The organism is Roseateles terrae (assembly GCF_014192155.1).
Lineage (GTDB): Bacteria > Pseudomonadota > Gammaproteobacteria > Burkholderiales > Burkholderiaceae_C > Roseateles > Roseateles terrae.
Genome location: NZ_JACHXO010000001.1, coordinates 1089622 through 1105455, shown reverse-complemented (window position 1 = coordinate 1105455; position 15834 = coordinate 1089622). Strand labels below are relative to the sequence as shown.

Annotated in this window: 14 protein-coding genes; 8 read left to right on the top strand and 6 right to left on the bottom strand. The window is 66.7% G+C overall.

Annotated features, from left to right (window positions below):
• Nucleotides 1–8: 8 nt before the first annotated feature.
• A complete protein-coding gene (locus FHS28_RS04590; RefSeq protein ID WP_088448882.1) occupies nucleotides 9–1076 on the bottom strand; it encodes a hypothetical protein in 1068 nt (355 codons plus the stop codon).
• A gap of 221 nt (nucleotides 1077–1297) precedes the next feature.
• Complete coding sequence (locus tag FHS28_RS04585; protein WP_184294143.1) at nucleotides 1298–1561, bottom strand: hypothetical protein; 264 nt, start codon at nucleotides 1559–1561, stop codon at nucleotides 1298–1300.
• Between the two features lie 242 nt (nucleotides 1562–1803).
• Here FHS28_RS04585 and FHS28_RS04580 point away from each other — a divergent pair, with 242 nt between their 5' ends.
• Both FHS28_RS04580 and FHS28_RS04575 read left to right on the top strand, forming a co-directional pair.
• Nucleotides 1804–2040, top strand: coding sequence for a FitA-like ribbon-helix-helix domain-containing protein (locus FHS28_RS04580; RefSeq protein ID WP_088448884.1), 237 nt, complete (start codon nucleotides 1804–1806; stop codon nucleotides 2038–2040).
• A complete protein-coding gene (locus tag FHS28_RS04575; protein ID WP_088448885.1) occupies nucleotides 2037–2459 on the top strand; it encodes a type II toxin-antitoxin system VapC family toxin in 423 nt (140 codons plus the stop codon). Before FHS28_RS04580 ends, FHS28_RS04575 begins: the two co-directional genes overlap by 4 nt.
• Before the next feature lie 3 nt (nucleotides 2460–2462).
• Here the strand turns inward: FHS28_RS04575 and FHS28_RS04570 are convergent, their stop codons facing one another.
• Entirely contained in the window at nucleotides 2463–3041 is a 579-nt protein-coding gene (locus FHS28_RS04570) for a helix-turn-helix domain-containing protein (RefSeq protein WP_088448886.1), read from the bottom strand.
• A 144-nt stretch (nucleotides 3042–3185) separates the two neighbouring features.
• Here FHS28_RS04570 and kbl point away from each other — a divergent pair, with 144 nt between their 5' ends.
• Together kbl and FHS28_RS04560 are read left to right on the top strand one after the other, a co-directional pair.
• Entirely contained in the window at nucleotides 3186–4409 is a 1224-nt protein-coding gene (gene kbl, locus FHS28_RS04565) for a glycine C-acetyltransferase (RefSeq protein ID WP_088448887.1), read from the top strand.
• 20 nt (nucleotides 4410–4429) lie between these two features.
• On the top strand, nucleotides 4430–5407 hold the full coding sequence (locus FHS28_RS04560) for an NAD-dependent epimerase/dehydratase family protein (protein ID WP_088448888.1): 978 nt from the start codon (nucleotides 4430–4432) through the stop codon (nucleotides 5405–5407).
• Between the two features lie 192 nt (nucleotides 5408–5599).
• Here FHS28_RS04560 and FHS28_RS04555 read toward each other — a convergent pair whose 3' ends face one another.
• The gene (locus tag FHS28_RS04555; protein WP_088448889.1) at nucleotides 5600–6403 is read right to left on the bottom strand and encodes an alpha/beta fold hydrolase; all 804 of its coding nucleotides are present in this window, start codon (nucleotides 6401–6403) and stop codon (nucleotides 5600–5602) included.
• Nucleotides 6400–7713, bottom strand: coding sequence for an O-acetylhomoserine aminocarboxypropyltransferase (locus FHS28_RS04550; RefSeq protein WP_088449692.1), 1314 nt, complete (start codon nucleotides 7711–7713; stop codon nucleotides 6400–6402). Before FHS28_RS04550 ends, FHS28_RS04555 begins: the two co-directional genes overlap by 4 nt.
• Nucleotides 7714–7851: 138 nt before the next feature.
• Here FHS28_RS04550 and FHS28_RS04545 point away from each other — a divergent pair, with 138 nt between their 5' ends.
• From FHS28_RS04545 to FHS28_RS04530, 4 genes are all read left to right on the top strand, one after another.
• Complete coding sequence (locus FHS28_RS04545; protein ID WP_088448890.1) at nucleotides 7852–8313, top strand: CBS domain-containing protein; 462 nt, start codon at nucleotides 7852–7854, stop codon at nucleotides 8311–8313.
• 153 nt (nucleotides 8314–8466) lie between these two features.
• Nucleotides 8467–9576 carry a chorismate synthase gene (gene aroC / locus FHS28_RS04540; protein ID WP_088448891.1) on the top strand — a complete coding sequence of 370 codons (1110 nt, stop codon included), beginning with the start codon at nucleotides 8467–8469 and terminating at the stop codon, nucleotides 9574–9576.
• A 394-nt stretch (nucleotides 9577–9970) separates the two neighbouring features.
• Nucleotides 9971–11122, top strand: coding sequence for an efflux RND transporter periplasmic adaptor subunit (locus FHS28_RS04535; protein ID WP_088448892.1), 1152 nt, complete (start codon nucleotides 9971–9973; stop codon nucleotides 11120–11122).
• A gap of 37 nt (nucleotides 11123–11159) precedes the next feature.
• Nucleotides 11160–14426: an efflux RND transporter permease subunit gene (locus FHS28_RS04530; RefSeq protein ID WP_088448893.1), complete on the top strand. Its 3267-nt coding sequence runs from the start codon at nucleotides 11160–11162 to the stop codon at nucleotides 14424–14426.
• 211 nt (nucleotides 14427–14637) lie between these two features.
• Here the strand turns inward: FHS28_RS04530 and gntR are convergent, their stop codons facing one another.
• Nucleotides 14638–15663: an HTH-type transcriptional regulator GntR gene (gene gntR, locus FHS28_RS04525; RefSeq protein ID WP_088448894.1), complete on the bottom strand. Its 1026-nt coding sequence runs from the start codon at nucleotides 15661–15663 to the stop codon at nucleotides 14638–14640.
• Between the last annotated feature and the right edge of the window lie 171 nt (nucleotides 15664–15834).

Sequence of the window (15834 nt, the reverse complement as noted above, 5' to 3'; positions counted from 1 at the left end):
AGGGGCGCTCAGGCGTGGGCGCGGATTGCCCGCGGCAGGAGACCCTCTTGTTCCATCAACCGCGCCATGCCGATCAGTGAGGCCACTTCTTCCGGCGCGGTAAAGAGATCGGGGCTGAAGCGGGCGCGTCCGCGCAGGCAGACCTCGGTGACCGAGTCCATGACCGGGCGGTCACGGCGTGTTGGATTCTTCAGCAGGCGATAGAGATCATGGGCCGCCGCGGCCATGGCAGCGGTGCGGCCGCCGTCTGCACTTTGGAAGACACAGGCTGCATCGCCGCCCTCACCCAGTACTTCAGCGTGTTGGCTGAGCGCCAGGAGCGTCCGTGGTGGGATGGCTCGTCCGGGCTCGAGCGGCAGTTGGAACCATTCCAAGACCGAAGAGGCTGGTTGGGCACCGTTGTTCCACTTGGGCTGCGGCTGCTGCGGACGCAGGGGCGGCAAACCCTTGCCGCCCACTTCCATTCGGACCCCAACATCCCGACGCGTGGCCTGCAGGTCGCCGAATTGAGCACGGTGCTCCACGGGAAAACCGTTGTGCAGGGGGCATCGGAACTCAACCCGCGTGTCGCCTTTCACCCAGGGTGCATTGCTCTTCATGCAATGGCGTCCGGGGGCGTCGGGACTGGTCAGGTCGAAGACAGCGCGCACGCCCTTCTGCAGGCACATGGCGCCGAAGGCAGCGGAAGCCGCATTGTCGGGGCGGCCCATGACGATGCTGTCACGGCTCAGTTCGTAGGCGTTGAGCGCGACGCCCGTCTGATTCCCCATGCCGGGCTTGATCTGGACCGGGTGGCTGCTGGTTCCACCACCCAGGCTGAAGGAGGCATCGCCCGTTGTGGCCCTGGTGGATGTGCGACCAACACCGCCCAACTTCGTCAGGTGCGAGGGCGGCAGGGCCGCATCGAGTTCATTGACCAACGCCAGGGCGGCTGGCAACTGGGCGCTCCAGAGCTGCACGTCCTGCCGGTTGCCCAAGGGCGCCGAGAGATTGAGCGTGGGGCGGTGAGGTGCCTGATTTGCCCGCTGCTGCGACGTCTGCGGGCTGAAAAATCGGACCAGCGAAGAAATCTTCATGAGTCATCTCGGAAAAATGCAGAGACTCATGGGTGCGAATGAGCAGGTTTTCAGTTGGCGCTGGGATCAAATGACAACCTTGGAATTTGATGGATGTCATGTAGCAACCGTCCGAAAGCACCTTCGCGTCGATCAGCGGGGCGTGGATACGGCTCATGAACTCGCTGCGTTCCATGCACTCCATGAACCGCTTGAACGCCCGTGATCACGTCGAATGTTGATCAACGCAGCCAGTGCACGGCAGCGGCCCCGCCGAGCAGGAGCATCGCCAGCACCAGCAGCCCGATCCGCCAGCGCGAAGTCTTGCTGGCGCCCTGGGCGGTGGGCGCGTAGGTGTTGCCGGACGTGCGGGTGTGCCGCGCCGTGTGCAGGGGCGTGGAGGCGGACGGCTGGACGCGAATGGCCGGGTCTTCCAGACCGTGGCGCACGCGCTGCTCGGCCACCCGCAAGCGGGCGGACCCTTCCAGCATGGCCAGTTTTTGCAACTGGTCCTCAGGCGCCGGCCGGATGCTGGTGGGCGCGGCGGGTTGATCCTCGACGGGTTCGGAACCCGGAGCAAAAACCGGAGCGGAAACGGGGACGGACTTCAATGAGCGTTGTTGCATCAATGGAACTACCTGAAACGCTCCCTCTCTCTTCTCGACAATTTTGAAGGGATCGTACCGGGAAGTCGGTAACAGAGCGTTGTGATTTAGAATTGATATCAAAGTCAACTGGAGTGATATCAATGGCCGCCTTGACTGTCCGCAACCTGCCCGATGCCACTCATGAAGCGCTCAAGCTTCGTGCCGCACGCCATGGCCGAAGCACTGAGGCCGAGGTCCGGCAGATTCTGGAAGACGCCGTGCGCCAGCCCCAGCCGGGGCTCGGTTCGGCGCTCGCAGCGATCGGTCGACGGGCGGGCGGTGTCGAACTCGACCTGCCTGCAAGAAAGTCTGCCATTCGACCCGCGGAGTTCGAATGATCATTCTCGATACGAACGTGGTGTCCGAGCCGCTTCGGGCGCAGCCCAACACCGAGGTGCTGACTTGGCTGGACGCTCAGCATCCCCAGTCGCTGTTTCTCACCAGCATCTCTGTCGCGGAGCTCTTGGCCGGTGTGCAGTTGCTGCCGCGGGGGCGGCGTCGAAATGAACTCCAGCGCGCCGTGGACGACGTGATCGCGCTGTTTGAAGGGCAGGTCCTTGATTTCGATCTGGACGCCGCCAACGCGTTCGCAAGCATTCATGCGAGCACGACCGCGGCGGGGCGCAAAATGAACTTTGCGGACGCCGCCATTGCGGCCATCGCCGCCGCACGCGGCATGTCCGTGGCCACGCGCAATGTCAAAGACTTCGACCGCGCGGGCGTTGAACTGATCAACCCATGGAAGTCGATGGCCTGACGCTCAGGCGTGAATCACCGCCAGCATGGCCGTCGCCGCTTTTTTGCCGACATTGCGGATGGCATGGGCGCCATCAACGGCGTAGCGAGCGGTCTCCCCGGCCTTGACGATCTGGCGGCTGCCCCCGGCAGTCACTTCCAGTTCGCCGCTCAGCACACTCAGGTGCTCCCGCGAGCCCGGCTCATGCGCTTCGGATTCCAGCGCGCCGCCCGGCTGCACCGTCAGTTCATACCACTCGAACTGCCCCGCGAGGTCGATCGGCCCCAGGATCCGCAGCCGACACAACCCGTCCGGGCTGGACAGCCCCGGCGTCGAATGCGCGGCCACCACCTCGATCGGCGGCGCCGCCGGCCGCTCCCCGCCCAGCAGCTCGGACAGCTCCACTCGCAGCGCATTGGCCAATCGCCACACCACTGCCACCGTGGGATTGGCCTGATTCCGCTCGATTTGAGAGAGCATCGACTTCGACACCCCCGCCCGCCGCGACAGTTCGTCCAGCGACAGGCCCTGCGCCTGGCGCAGCGCCTGCAAGGTGGCGCCGACGCGCGGAGGTTCGAGTTTTTCAGACGGATTGGCGGACATGGCTCACTCAGATCAGGCGCGCCCCGCCAGCGTGCCCGCTGGACGCGCCGCCTTGACCCGCTTCTTTGATTCCTTGATACTGCACGACTGTTCGATATAACGAACGTGTTCGATTTAACGGATTGTGCCGCAGGAGCTCCCCGCATGACCACCCAGGCCCCCCAGACTCCCTCCACCGAGGACTTCTACCGCCATCTGCAGACCGAGCTGCAGGGCATCCGCGAGGCCGGCCTCTTCAAGAACGAACGCATCATCACCAGCCCGCAGGGCGCGGTGGTGACGACCCGCGACGGTCGCGAGGTCATCAACCTGTGCGCCAACAACTACCTGGGCCTGTCGGCGCATCCGCAAGTGCTGGAAGCCGCTCATGAGGCGCTGCGCACCCACGGCTACGGCCTGTCGTCGGTGCGCTTCATCTGCGGCACGCAGGACATCCACAAGAAACTGGAACAGCGCCTGGCCCGTTTCCTGGGCACCGAGGACACCATCCTTTACGCCGCGGCCTTCGACGCCAACGGCGGCCTCTTCGAGCCGCTGCTCGGCGAGCAGGACGCCATCATCAGCGACGAGCTGAACCACGCCTCCATCATCGACGGCATCCGTCTGTGCAAGGCCAAGCGCTACCGCTACAAGCACAACGACATGGCCGACCTGGAGCGTCAGCTGGTCGAAGCCCGTCAGGCCGGCGCCCGCCATGTGATGGTCTTCACCGACGGCGTGTTCTCGATGGACGGCACCATCGCCCAGCTGGACAAGATCCGCGAGATCACCCACCGCCACGGCGCGCTGCTGGGCATCGACGAATGCCACGCCAGCGGCTTCATGGGCAAGACCGGCCGCGGCACGCATGAGCATCGCGGTGTCTATGGTCAGGTGGACATCATCACCGGCACCCTGGGCAAGGCCCTGGGCGGTGCGTCCGGCGGCTTCACCACCGGCCGCAAGGAAGTGATCGAGCTGCTGCGCCAGCGCTCGCGTCCTTATCTCTTCTCCAACACCGTCGCCCCGAGCATTGTCGGTGCCTCGCTGGCCGTGCTGGACCTGCTGGAAGCCAGCACCGCGCTGCGCGACAAGCTGGAAGCCAACACCACCTATTTCCGCGAAGCCATCCAGCAGGCCGGTTTCCAGATCAAGCCGGGCACTCATCCGATCGTGCCCATCATGGTGTTTGATGCGGTCAAGGCGCAGCAGCTCAGCGCCCGTCTGCTGGAACTGGGCGTGTATGCGGTCGGCTTCTTCTATCCGGTGGTGCCGAAGGAACAGGCGCGGGTGCGGGTGCAGATTTCCGCCGTTCACGAACGCGAGCATCTGGAGAAGGCTGTGGCCGCCTTCGCCCAGGCCGGCCGTGAACTGGGGCTGGTGAAGTAAGCGACAGACAAGACAACGCAATGACCAAGATTTTGTTGATCGGGGCCAACGGCCAGATCGGTTCCGAACTGGCGGTGGCGCTGGCGCAGCGTCACGGCAACGCAAGCGTGATCACCAGCGACGTGGCCCCGCAAGGCCGCGTGCCCTTCCTGACGCATGAGATGCTGGACGTGACGGACGCAGCGGCGCTTGCCGCCGTGGTCAAGCGCCACGGCATCACCCAGGTCTATCACCTGGCCGCGGCGCTGTCGGCCACCGGTGAAAAGCATCCGATGTGGGCCTGGGACCTCAACATGAAGGGCCTGCTCAACGTGCTGGAACTGGCCCGCACGGTGAAGTTCGAACGCGTGTTCTGGCCCAGCTCGATCGCTGCTTTTGGTCCGCAGACGCCCAAGGTGGGCACGCCGCAGACCACGGTGATGGATCCGACGACGGTCTATGGCGTCTCCAAGCTGGCCGGGGAGGGCTGGTGCCGCTGGTATCACGCCAACCACGGCGTGGACGTGCGCAGCCTGCGTTATCCCGGCCTCATCAGCTGGAAGACGCCGCCGGGCGGTGGCACCACCGACTATGCGGTCGAGATCTTCCATGAGGCGCTCAAGCATGGCCGCTACACCTGCTTCCTGCGGGAAGACCAGGCGTTGCCGATGATGTACATGCCGGATGCACTGCGGGCCACGCTGGAGCTGATGGAAGCGCCGGCCGATCGCATCACCGAATGGGGCAGCTACAACCTGGCGGGCGTGAGCTTCACCCCGGCGCAGATCGCAGCGTCGATCCGCCGCCACATCCCCGACTTCACCATTGAGTACGTGCCGGACTTCCGCCAGCAGATCGCCGCCAGCTGGCCGCAGGCCATCGACGACACCGTCGCCCAGCGTGACTGGGGCTGGAAGCTCCAGTACGACCTCGACAAGATGGTCGATGACATGCTGAAGTCGCTGAAGGACCAGATGGCGGCTGCCGCGCAGAAGGCGGAATCAGCACAGCAGGTCTGAACCGAGGGTGATCGGTCGGCCCGCGTGAGGCGGGCCGTCGCCAACGACGGGCACCCCCCAGGGACGTTATCCGCAGGCCTCATCCGCAGGCGTGAGCCACGGGCGCCTCCCGCGTTGCCGTATCCCGCTGCGCGCGACGCCTCTCGCGTGGGACCATCCCGCTGCGCCCGGCGCTTCCCGCTGCGCGCGACCTTATGCCAGCGCGGACCGCACCGCCGCCAGCAGTGCTTCCGGCGCCTCGGTCATCAGCGCATGACCCGCCGGCAGCGTCTGTACCTGCGCCCGCAGCATCTCGGACAACTGACGCGCCGCCTTGGGCGGCGTCATCACATCCCTGGCGCCCAGGATCAGGTGTGTCGGCGCCTTCACCCGTTCGGCAGCCGCCGGCGCGCCGCTGTAGCGGTCACACACCTGGAAGTCATGCAGAAACAGGTTGGTGTGCGCCGCAGCACGCGCCTGCGTCCGCTGCATCAGCGCCAGATTGGCGCCATGCAGCCACACCCCCGGTCCCGGATAGGACGGCTTGGCGGCCAGCGTCGAATGCGAGAACGCATTCACCATCGCCATCGCCTGTTCCGGTTGTTCCTGTGCCGTGTTCAGTAGCGCGTCGCTCACCTTCATCGGCCAGGCGGTGCCCACCATCACCAGCCGCGAGCAACGGTCCGGCGCCTGCGCGGCCGCTTCCAGCGCAATCAGCGAGCCCATCGAATGGCCAACCAGCGCGGCGCGTTCGACGCCGGCGGCGGACATCACCCCCAGCACCCAGCCGCCCAGGGACTCCACATCGGGCAGGGGCGGGCCGTCGCTGCGGCCATGGCCGGGCAGGTCCACCGCCAGGACCGAATGGCCGTGATGGGCCAGATACCGCGCCAGCAGCGTCCACACGCTGTGATCGTGCAAGGCACCGTGGGTGAACACGACGCAGGGTAGCGCCGGGTCGAAGGGTTTTCCGCCGGTGTAGGCATAGGCGGTCTGGGAGCCCAGGCTGATCTTCATTTGGCGGCCCCCTTCAATGCTGCGGTCAGGTCTGCGATGAGATCGTCCGGATCTTCCAGGCCGATCGACAGGCGCAAGGTGCCCGGGCCGATGCCGGATGCCGCGAGGGCTGCATCGTCCATGCGGAAGTGGGTGGTCGACGCCGGATGAATGACCAGCGAGCGGGCGTCGCCCACATTCGCCAGATGGGAGAACAGCCGCAGCGATTCGATGAACTTGCGGCCGTGGTCCCGGCCGCCCTTCAGGTCGAAGCTGAAGACGGCGCCACTGCCGCGCGGCAGCAGGCGCTGGGCCAGCGCGTGGTCCCGATGATCGGACAGGCCCGGATAAGCCACCCGCGCGACCAGGGGGTGGGTGGAGAGGAACTCCGCCACCTTCTGGGCATTGCTCACATGCCGCTGCATGCGCAGGGGCAGGGTCTCGATGCCCTGCAGGATCAGCCAGGCGGTGTGCGGGCTCATGCAGGCGCCGAAGTCGCGCAGGCCCTCGCGGCGGGCGCGCAGCAGGAAGGCGCCGACGGAACTCTCTTCGCTGAACACCATGCCGTGGAAGCCGTCATACGGCTCGCACAGCTCCGCAAAGCGGCGCTCGGCACCGCTGGCTGCATGGGCAGCGTCCCAGTCGAACCGGCCGCCATCGACCAGCAGGCCGCCGACCACCGTGCCGTGTCCGCACAGGAACTTCGTGGCGGAGTGATAGACCAGGTCCGCACCCAGCGCGAGCGGCTGCTGGAGGTAGGGCGTCACGAAGGTGGCGTCGACCAGCAGCGGGAGGCCGGCGTCGTGGGCGATCTGGGCGACGGCGGGGATGTCCAGGACATCCAGCCCTGGGTTGCCGAGGCTTTCGCCCAACAGCAGGCGTGTCTCGGGGCGAATGGCGTTGCGCCAGGCGTCCAGGTCTCCGGGCGGGACGAAGGTGGTGTGGATGCCGAAGCGGCGCAGGGTGTAGTGCAGCAGGTTGTGCGAGCCGCCGTACAGCGCAGACGAAGCCACGATGTGATGGCCGGCGCCTGCCAGCGTTGCCACCGCCAGGTGCAGCGCCGCCTGGCCGCTGGCCGTGGCCACCGCGCCGGCGCCGCCGTCCAGTGCCGCGATGCGTTCTTCGAGCACGGCCGTTGTCGGATTGGACAGGCGCGAATAGACGTGCCCGCTGCGCTCCATGTTGAAGAGGCCGGCCGCCTGCTCGGTGCTCTCGAAGACAAAGGAGGTCGTCAGGTGCAGCGGGACGGCGCGGGCGCCGGTGGTCGGGTCGGGGCTGGCGCCGGCATGCAGCGCAAGGGTGTCAAAGCCTGGGTCGGCGGGACCTGCCATGAAATGTCTCCTGTCGTTGCGGCCGTGGTCGGCCGTCATCGCTTGTTCGTGGGGCATCCGCTGCATCGGGCGATGATCTTGATCAGTCCCTGCCGCGCGGCGCGCTTGCAGCGGGCATTGTGTGCTATGTTGAGGGGCATGAAAGTCTCCGACATCCTGCGCGTCAAGGGCAACACGCTCTTCACCGTCTCTCCCGACCAGCCTTTGGCCGACGCCGTGACCACCATGGCCGAGCGCGACATCGGCTCGCTGGTGGTGATCGAGTTCGACGATCTGGTGGGCATGCTGACCTTCCGCGAAGTCATCCAGGCCATCACCCGCAATGGGGGCAGCGTGGGCACCTCGCTGGTTCGCAGCGTCATGGACGACGCACCGCTGACCTGCACCCCCGCCACTGAAATCGATGAAGTCCGCCGCATGATGCTGGGCCGTCATGCCCGCTACATGCCGGTGCTGAACGGGCGCCAGCTGATGGGCGTCATCTCGTTCTATGACGTAGCCAAGACGGTCGTCGATGCCCAGGACTTCGAAAACCGCATGCTCAAGGCCTACATCCGGGACTGGCCGGCGGAAGAGGGCGGCCAGGCGCAGGCGTCCTGACGGCGCGCGGCGAAGCCTGGGTTTCCCAATCGCTGCCTGAATCGGCCCCTTTGAGGGGCCGTTTTTACGTCCGCACGGTGGGCTGGGGCGCCTGGCGCCCGGGTGGCGCTCGTAGAATCGATGCTTCCCTTTTCAGCCCTGGCAGGTTCCTCGATGTCCGGCAGTACCTTCGGCAGCTTGTTTCGCGTCACCAATTTCGGCGAGAGCCATGGCCCGGCGATCGGCTGCGTCATTGATGGCTGCCCGCCGGGGCTGTCGCTGTCGGTGGAAGACATCCAGCCGGAGCTGGACCGTCGGCGCCCTGGCACCTCCCGCCATGTGACGCAGCGGCAGGAGCCGGACCAGGTCGAGATCCTGTCCGGCGTCTACGAGGGCCAGACCACCGGTACGCCGATCTGCCTGCTGATCCGCAACGTCGACCAGCGCAGCAAGGACTACGGCAACATCCTGGACACCTTCCGCCCGGGGCATGCGGACTACACCTACTGGCGCAAGTACGGCCTGCGCGACCCCCGGGGGGGCGGCCGGTCGTCGGCCCGCCTGACCGCCCCGATGGTGGCGGCCGGTGCGGTGGCCCGCAAGTGGCTGGCGCAGGAGCTGGGGGTGGCATTCCGCGGCTGCATGACCGCGCTGGGGGAGATCGACATCGCTTTCGAGGGCTGGCAGCACGTCGGCCAGAACCCGTTCTTTGCCGCCAACACGAGCCAGATCGACGCGCTGGAGGCCTACATGGACCAGCTGCGCAAGGACGGTGATTCGGTGGGCGCCCGGCTGATGGTGGAAGCCACCGGCATGCCGGCGGGCCTGGGCCAGCCGTTGTTCGACAAGCTGGACGCTGACATTGCCTACGCGATGATGGGCATCAATGCGGTCAAGGGTGTGGAGATTGGCGCCGGCTTCGAGAGCGTACGCCAGCGCGGCAGCGTGCACGGCGACGAGCTCACGCCGGAAGGTTTTGCCAGCAACAACGCGGGCGGGGTGCTGGGCGGCATCTCCAGCGGCCAGGACCTGCGGGTGTCGATCGCCATCAAGCCGACCAGTTCCATCCGCACGCCCAAGGCCTCGATCAACCGGGCCGGTGAACCGACCTCGGTGGAGACCTTCGGCCGTCACGACCCTTGTGTCGGCATTCGCGCCACGCCGATCGCCGAGGCGATGCTGGCGCTGGTGGTCATGGACCATGTGCTGATGGACCGCGCGCAGTGCGGGGATGTCGAGCTGCCGATGGCCGCGATTGCCGCCCAGCGGCCACCTGCAGCCTGAACGGACGGCGATCCCCGGGGGAGGGAGCAGCGCGCTCCGCACTGTGCTCCGCCCTCTCCCGCAGACCGCGATCGGGAAGGAGTGCGCCCAGGTGCCTTTTGCGGAAGTCAAGGAATGAATGGCCGGCGCAGCCGGACAGAAGGGACATGGAGCAAAAGGTGCCTGGGCGTGCTCCTTCCTCCGCAGTCCACCACGCCCCCCACGTTTTTGAAGCGTCCCGCTGAAGCCGTCTCGTGGAGCGCCTCAGCAGTTCATGCTCCGCAATCTGCAATTCGTCGCAGTTCACCCCCTACGAGGGGAACCGGTTCCTACACTCCGCCGCATTCGAGCTTCGTTGTGGGGTCGCACCAGATCCCAGGGTCCGACGAAGCGGTTCATGAGATTGGGGGAGAACATGCGCAAGAAGGTATGGGTCGGCGGATTGGCCGTGGTCGTTCTGGCGGGCGGTGCCGCCGTTTTTGCCACCAGCCGCCAGGCCGCCCCGGAGCCCAAGAAGGACGCTGGCAAGCCGCCCCTGGAGTTCCAGGCCAGCGAAGTGGTGCGCCCGACACCAGCCAGCATGCCGGGGGTGATCGAGTTCTCCGGCCCGCTGGTGGCGCCGAACACCGTCATCGTCCGCGCCAAGGCGTCGGGCAGTCTGGTGGCGCTGTCGGTGGGCGAGGGCAGCCGCGTCAAGGCGGGCCAGAGCCTCGGTCAACTCGACCTGGAGGAACTGCGCCACAAGGTGGACGAGCGCAACGCAGGCGTCGAATCCGCCCGTGCCCAGTATGAACAGTACGAGCGCCAGTACAAAGCCAACCAGGGCCTGGCCACGCAGAACTTTATCGCCCCCACCGCCCTGGACAACTCCCGCTCCGCCCTGGAGACCGCCCGTGCCCAGATGCTGTCCGCCCAGGCTCAGCTGGCCACCAGCCGGGTGCTGCTGAACCAGGCCGCCTTGCTGTCCCCCATCGACGGCATTGTGTCCAAACGCCATGTGGTGCCCGGCGAGAAGGTGGCCGCAGAACAGCAGGTGCTGACCATTGTCGACCTCTCCCGGCTGGAACTCGCCGGCTTGGTCGGCACCCATGAGGTGAGCCGCCTCAAGCCCGGCATGGTCGTCCAGATGCAGGTGGAAGGCTTCGACAAGCCCGTCGAGGCCCGCATCGCCCGCATCGCGCCCGCGGCGGAGCCGGGGACCCGCTCCATCGGCGTCACCCTGACGCTGGACAACCCCGGTGAGCGTTTTCGCGCCGGTCAGTACGCCGTGGCCCGCGTCGAAATGCCGGACGACAAGCAGCGCATGACCGTCCCGCTGACGGCCCTGGGCAGCGTCTCCGGCCAGGAGCATGTCTGGGTGATCGACAAGGGCAACCTCGTGCGCCGCATCGTCACCACCGGCCGCCGCGACCCGCGGGAGGGCCGGGTGGAAGTCGTCGCCGGCCTGTCGCCGGACTCGCAGGTGCTTGGCGCCCGCTTCGACAACCTCAAGGAAGGTCAGGCCGCCACCGTGGTGGCGCCCAAGGCGAGCGTGGCCAGTGCATCGGCCAGCGCCACCACCCAGTGATCCCTGAAGACTCGACCAAAACAAGAAGGGATTCCCCATGTGGATGACCCGTATCTCGATCCAGAACCCGGTCTTCGCCACCATGGTGATGGTGGCCCTGTGTGTGCTGGGTCTGTTCTCCTACTCCAAGCTCGGCGTCGAGCAGATGCCCGACATCTCGCTGCCCGGCGCCTGGATCGACGTGCGTTATCCCGGCGCCTCGCCGGAAGCCGTCGAACGTGAGATTGCCAAGCCGCTGGAAGAAGCGCTGAACACCGTCGCCGGTGTGGACCGCATCCAGTCTCGCAGCTTCGAAGGCCGGGTGCAGGCCAGCGTGGAGTTCAGTCTCAATGTGGACATGAACCGCGCCATGCAGGAGGTGCGGGATCAGGTGGCCCTGGCCCAGGCGAACTTCCCGAAGGACGCCAAGCCGCCCACCGTCTCCCGTTTCCAAGGCGACAACGCCCAGCCGGTGGTCGTGGCCGCGCTGCTCAGCAAGACCCGCACGCCGCGCGAGCTGTCGATGACGGCGGACCTGGTCGTCTCCAAGCGTCTGTCCCGCGTCGAAGGCGTGGCCCGGGTGGACGTGGGCGGTCTGGCGCTGCGTGAAGTGCGCATCGACCTCGACCCGCAGCGGCTACGCGCCTACAGCGTCACCCCGGCGCAGATCGCCACCGCGCTGAATCAGGCCAATACCGACTCGCCGGTCGGCCTGCTGTCCAATGCCGCCACCGACACCATGCTGCGGGTGGAAGGCAAGGTGAAGGACCCCAAGGAATTCGTCAATGTGGTGGTGGCCCGCCGCGGCGATCTGAACCTGACCCTTGGTGACCTCGGCACGCTGGTCGAGCGCGAGCGCGAAAAAGACTCCATCGCCCGCATCAACGGCCAGCCGGCGGTCAACTTCAACATCTTCAAGCAGCAGGACGCCAACATCGTCGCCACCGGCGAAGCCATCCAGTCGGCCCTGGACGAGCTTCGCAAGACGCTGCCCAAGGACATGGAGCTGCGCCTGATCTATGCCAACAGCGACTTCGTGAAGAACTCGCTCAAGGGCCTGCGCCACACGCTGGTGGAGGGCGCCTTGCTGACGGTGGCCATCGTCTTCCTGTTCCTGCACAGCTGGCGCTCCACGGTGATCACCGGGCTGACGCTGCCGATCTCGGTGATCTCCAGCTTCATCGCGGTCTATGCCTTCGGCTTCACCCTGAACTTCATGACGATGATGGCGCTGAGCCTGTGCATCGGCCTGCTGATCGACGACGCCATCGTGGTGCGGGAGAACATCGTGCGGCATGTGGGCATGGGCAAGGACCACCGCCGCGCCGCCGAGGACGGCACCAACGAGATCGGCCTGGCGGTGATGGCCACCACCTTCGCCATCTGCGCGGTGTTCGTGCCGGTCGCCTTCATGGGCGGCGTGATCGGCAAGTTCTTTTATCCCTTCGGCATCACCGTCGCGGTGGCGGTGCTGGTGTCGCTGTTCGTCAGCTTCACCCTCGATCCGATGATGTCCTCGGTGTGGCATGACCCGCCCTCGACCCACCTGAAGCGCGTGCCGGGCGTGGGCCATCTCATCCGCGCCACCGACGCCGGCATGGATGTGCTGCACCGCTGGTATGAGGTCAGCATCCGCTGGATCTTCTCGGGGCGTCGGTATCGGCTGTTCGTGCCGCCGGTGCCGGTGTGGGCGCGTCCTTTTGATGCCCATGGCGAACGCCAGCGGCAATTGCCCCGGCGCCTGCGCCTGGCCACCATCACCCCGCGGGGCCTGGTGACCCTGGGCGGCGTGGCCAGCTTTGTCGGCGCGCTGATGCTGGTGCCGCTGGTCGGCGGTGAATTCGTGCCGCAAACCGACCAGGGCTTCACCCAGTTGAGCCTGCGCATGCCGGTGGCCACCAGCCTCGACCGTGGCGACAACAAGGTGCGTCAGGTGGAAGAGATCCTGGCCCGCATGCCGGAGGTCAAGACGGTGTCGACGGTGGTCGGTGCCAGCGGGGAGGGCATGTCCACCGGGCGCAACCAGGCGTCGCTCAACATCGCGCTGGTGGACCGTCGGGAGCGCAAGCGCAGCCAGAACGAGGTGGAAAACGCCATCCGCGCCGAAATCTCACGCATTCCGGGCGTGGAAGTGAGCGTCGGTTTCAACCGCCCGGTGTGGATCACCATCCTGGGCAGCGACCCGCAGGTGCTGACCCAGGTAGCCAAGGACTTCGCCGAGAAGGTCAAGAAGATCAAGGGCGCGGTGGATGTGGACACCACCGTCAAGCCCGGCGTGCCGACCTATGCCGTGCGTCTGAAAGACTCGGCCGTGCGTGAGCTGGGCCTGAATGCGCCAATGGTGGCCTCGTCCCTGCATGCGTACGTCAACGGCGAGGTGGCCACCTACTGGACCACACCGGACGGCAACCAGGTGGAGGTGCTGCTGCGCCTGCCCAAGGACCAACGTCAGAACCTGGAGCAGATGCGCCGCCTGCCGGTCGCCTTTGCGAAGGACGGCTCGCCGGTGTCGCTGGAGCAGGTCGCCACACTGGAAGAGGTGTTCAACCCCGAGGTGATCCGCCGCCAGAACCTGCAACGCCGTGAAGCGGTGTATGCCGGCGTGCAGGGTCGTCCGTCCGGCGATGTGAATGCCGATGTGCAGAAGCTGATCAAGGAGACCGAGCTGCCCCCGGGCATCAGCTTCATGGTGGACGGCGACGGCAAGCAGCAGGCGGACTTCATGCTCGGCCTGGTGATGGCGATGGGCCTGGCGCTGGTGTTCATCTACATCGTGCTGGCCAGCCAGTTCGCCAGCTTCCTGCAGCCGATTGCGATCATGGCGTCCCTGCCGCTGTCGCTGATCGGGGTGATGCTGGCGCTGCTGTTCTGGAACACGACGCTGAATGTGTTCTCGATGATTGGCCTGGTGATGCTGATGGGCCTGGTGACGAAGAACGCGATTCTGCTGGTGGACTTTGCCAACCATGCTCGCAAGGAGGGCCTGTCCATTCCGGAGGCGCTGCTGCAGGCCGGGCTGGTGCGGATGCGGCCCATCATCATGACGACGGCGGCGATGGTGTTCGGCATGCTGCCGATGGCGATCGCCCTGAACGACGGGGGTGAGATCCAGGCACCCATGGGCCGCGCCATCATCGGCGGGGTGATCACCTCGACGCTGCTGACGCTGGTGGTGGTGCCGGTGATCTACTCCTACCTGGTGCGGGGCGCGAAGACCTTCCATGCGGCGCAGGGTGAGCGCTCTGGCGGTGCGGGGGCGGCCGACGCGTCCCGTGGCCTGACCGGCGCGGGCGGCTTCACGCCGACGCCGGGGATCGCGGACTGACGACCCGGGGCGACGACTCAGACCGGGTCTGAAACAACAATGCGGGGCCTGGCCCCGCATTGTTCATTGGGCCTCGGATCAACACGCGCGCATCGTCAGCAAGCGCGCATCGTCGGCAAGCGCGCATCGTCGGCAAGCGCGCATCGTCGGCCGGCACCCATCTGCAAGCGCCGCACCTTGACCGCTGCCGCCCATCCGCAACGGCCTCGCATCAGCAGCTGCCGCGCATCAGCAATTCGAAGCCGAGGTCCACGCAGGGCTGCTCCACGGCCTCTCCGCGCATCAGTGCAATCAGCATCTCCGCGGCCTTCAACCCGATCTCGCCCCGTGGCGTACGCACGGTGGAAAGCGGCGGCAGCATCTGCTCACCGCCGATCAGGTCATTGAAGCCGGCCACCGCCACCTGGGCAGGCACCTCGATGCCGCGCCGCAGCGCCTGCAGCAGCGCGCCCTGGGCGAGGTCATCGTTGTTGAAGAAGATGGCGTCCACGTCCGGCGCATCGGCCAGCACCCGGTCGAACATCTGCGCTCCCAGCGCGAAGGAGGAGGGCGCCGCATCCATGAATTCGAGCCGCGGGTCGTGCCGGTCACCCAATGCGGCGCGGTAGCCGGTGGCGCGCTGCAGCGTGCGCGGGTCCAGCTGGGCGGCCGCAAAGGCGATGCGTTGATAACCTTTGTCCATCAGCGCCTGTGTCATCGCACGGCCGGCATCTTCCTGCGAGAAGCCCACCGAATACAGACCGTCGCCGGCGCGGTTCTCCATCAGGTGCACACACGGCACGCCGCTGCCGGTCAGCAGGCTGCGGGCGGTATCGGTGCGGTCAAAGCCGGTCACCAGCAGCCCGGCTGGCCGGTTCATCAGATAGGTGCGCAGCAGCGCTTCCTCTTCTTCCGGCTGATAGTGGGTCACGCCGATCATGCTCTGGTAGCCGGCCTGCAGCAGTGTCCGCTGCGCCGCATCCAGCAGGTCCACAAACAGCGCGTTGGACAGCAGCGGCACCAGCAGCACCACCTGGTTGCTCTTGGCCGAGGCGAGGGCGCGCGCGGCCGGGTCCGGCACATAGCCCAGCTCCCGCACCGCCACCTGCACCCGTTCCACCAGGTCCGCCGCCACTCCCCGTTCCCCACGCAGCGCGCGGGAGGCGGTGATGGGGCTGACCCCCGCCGCCACGGCCACATCCTGGAGGGTGACCCGGCCGGTGGCTCGGCGTCGTTTTGGGGCGGATGGCTGGCTCATGGTGCGTAGTTTCCCTAGCGAGGTGCGTGGCGCTCCGGCGTAGGATAGCGCTACCCGGTCCACGACATCAGCCGTGGAAGCCCTAGGCACAGACAGAGTCGCGGCGCACGCGGCGGCCGACACGAGCGCGTTGGGACGGGATGTGGGCCGCTGCCATGGGGCCCGCGCAGC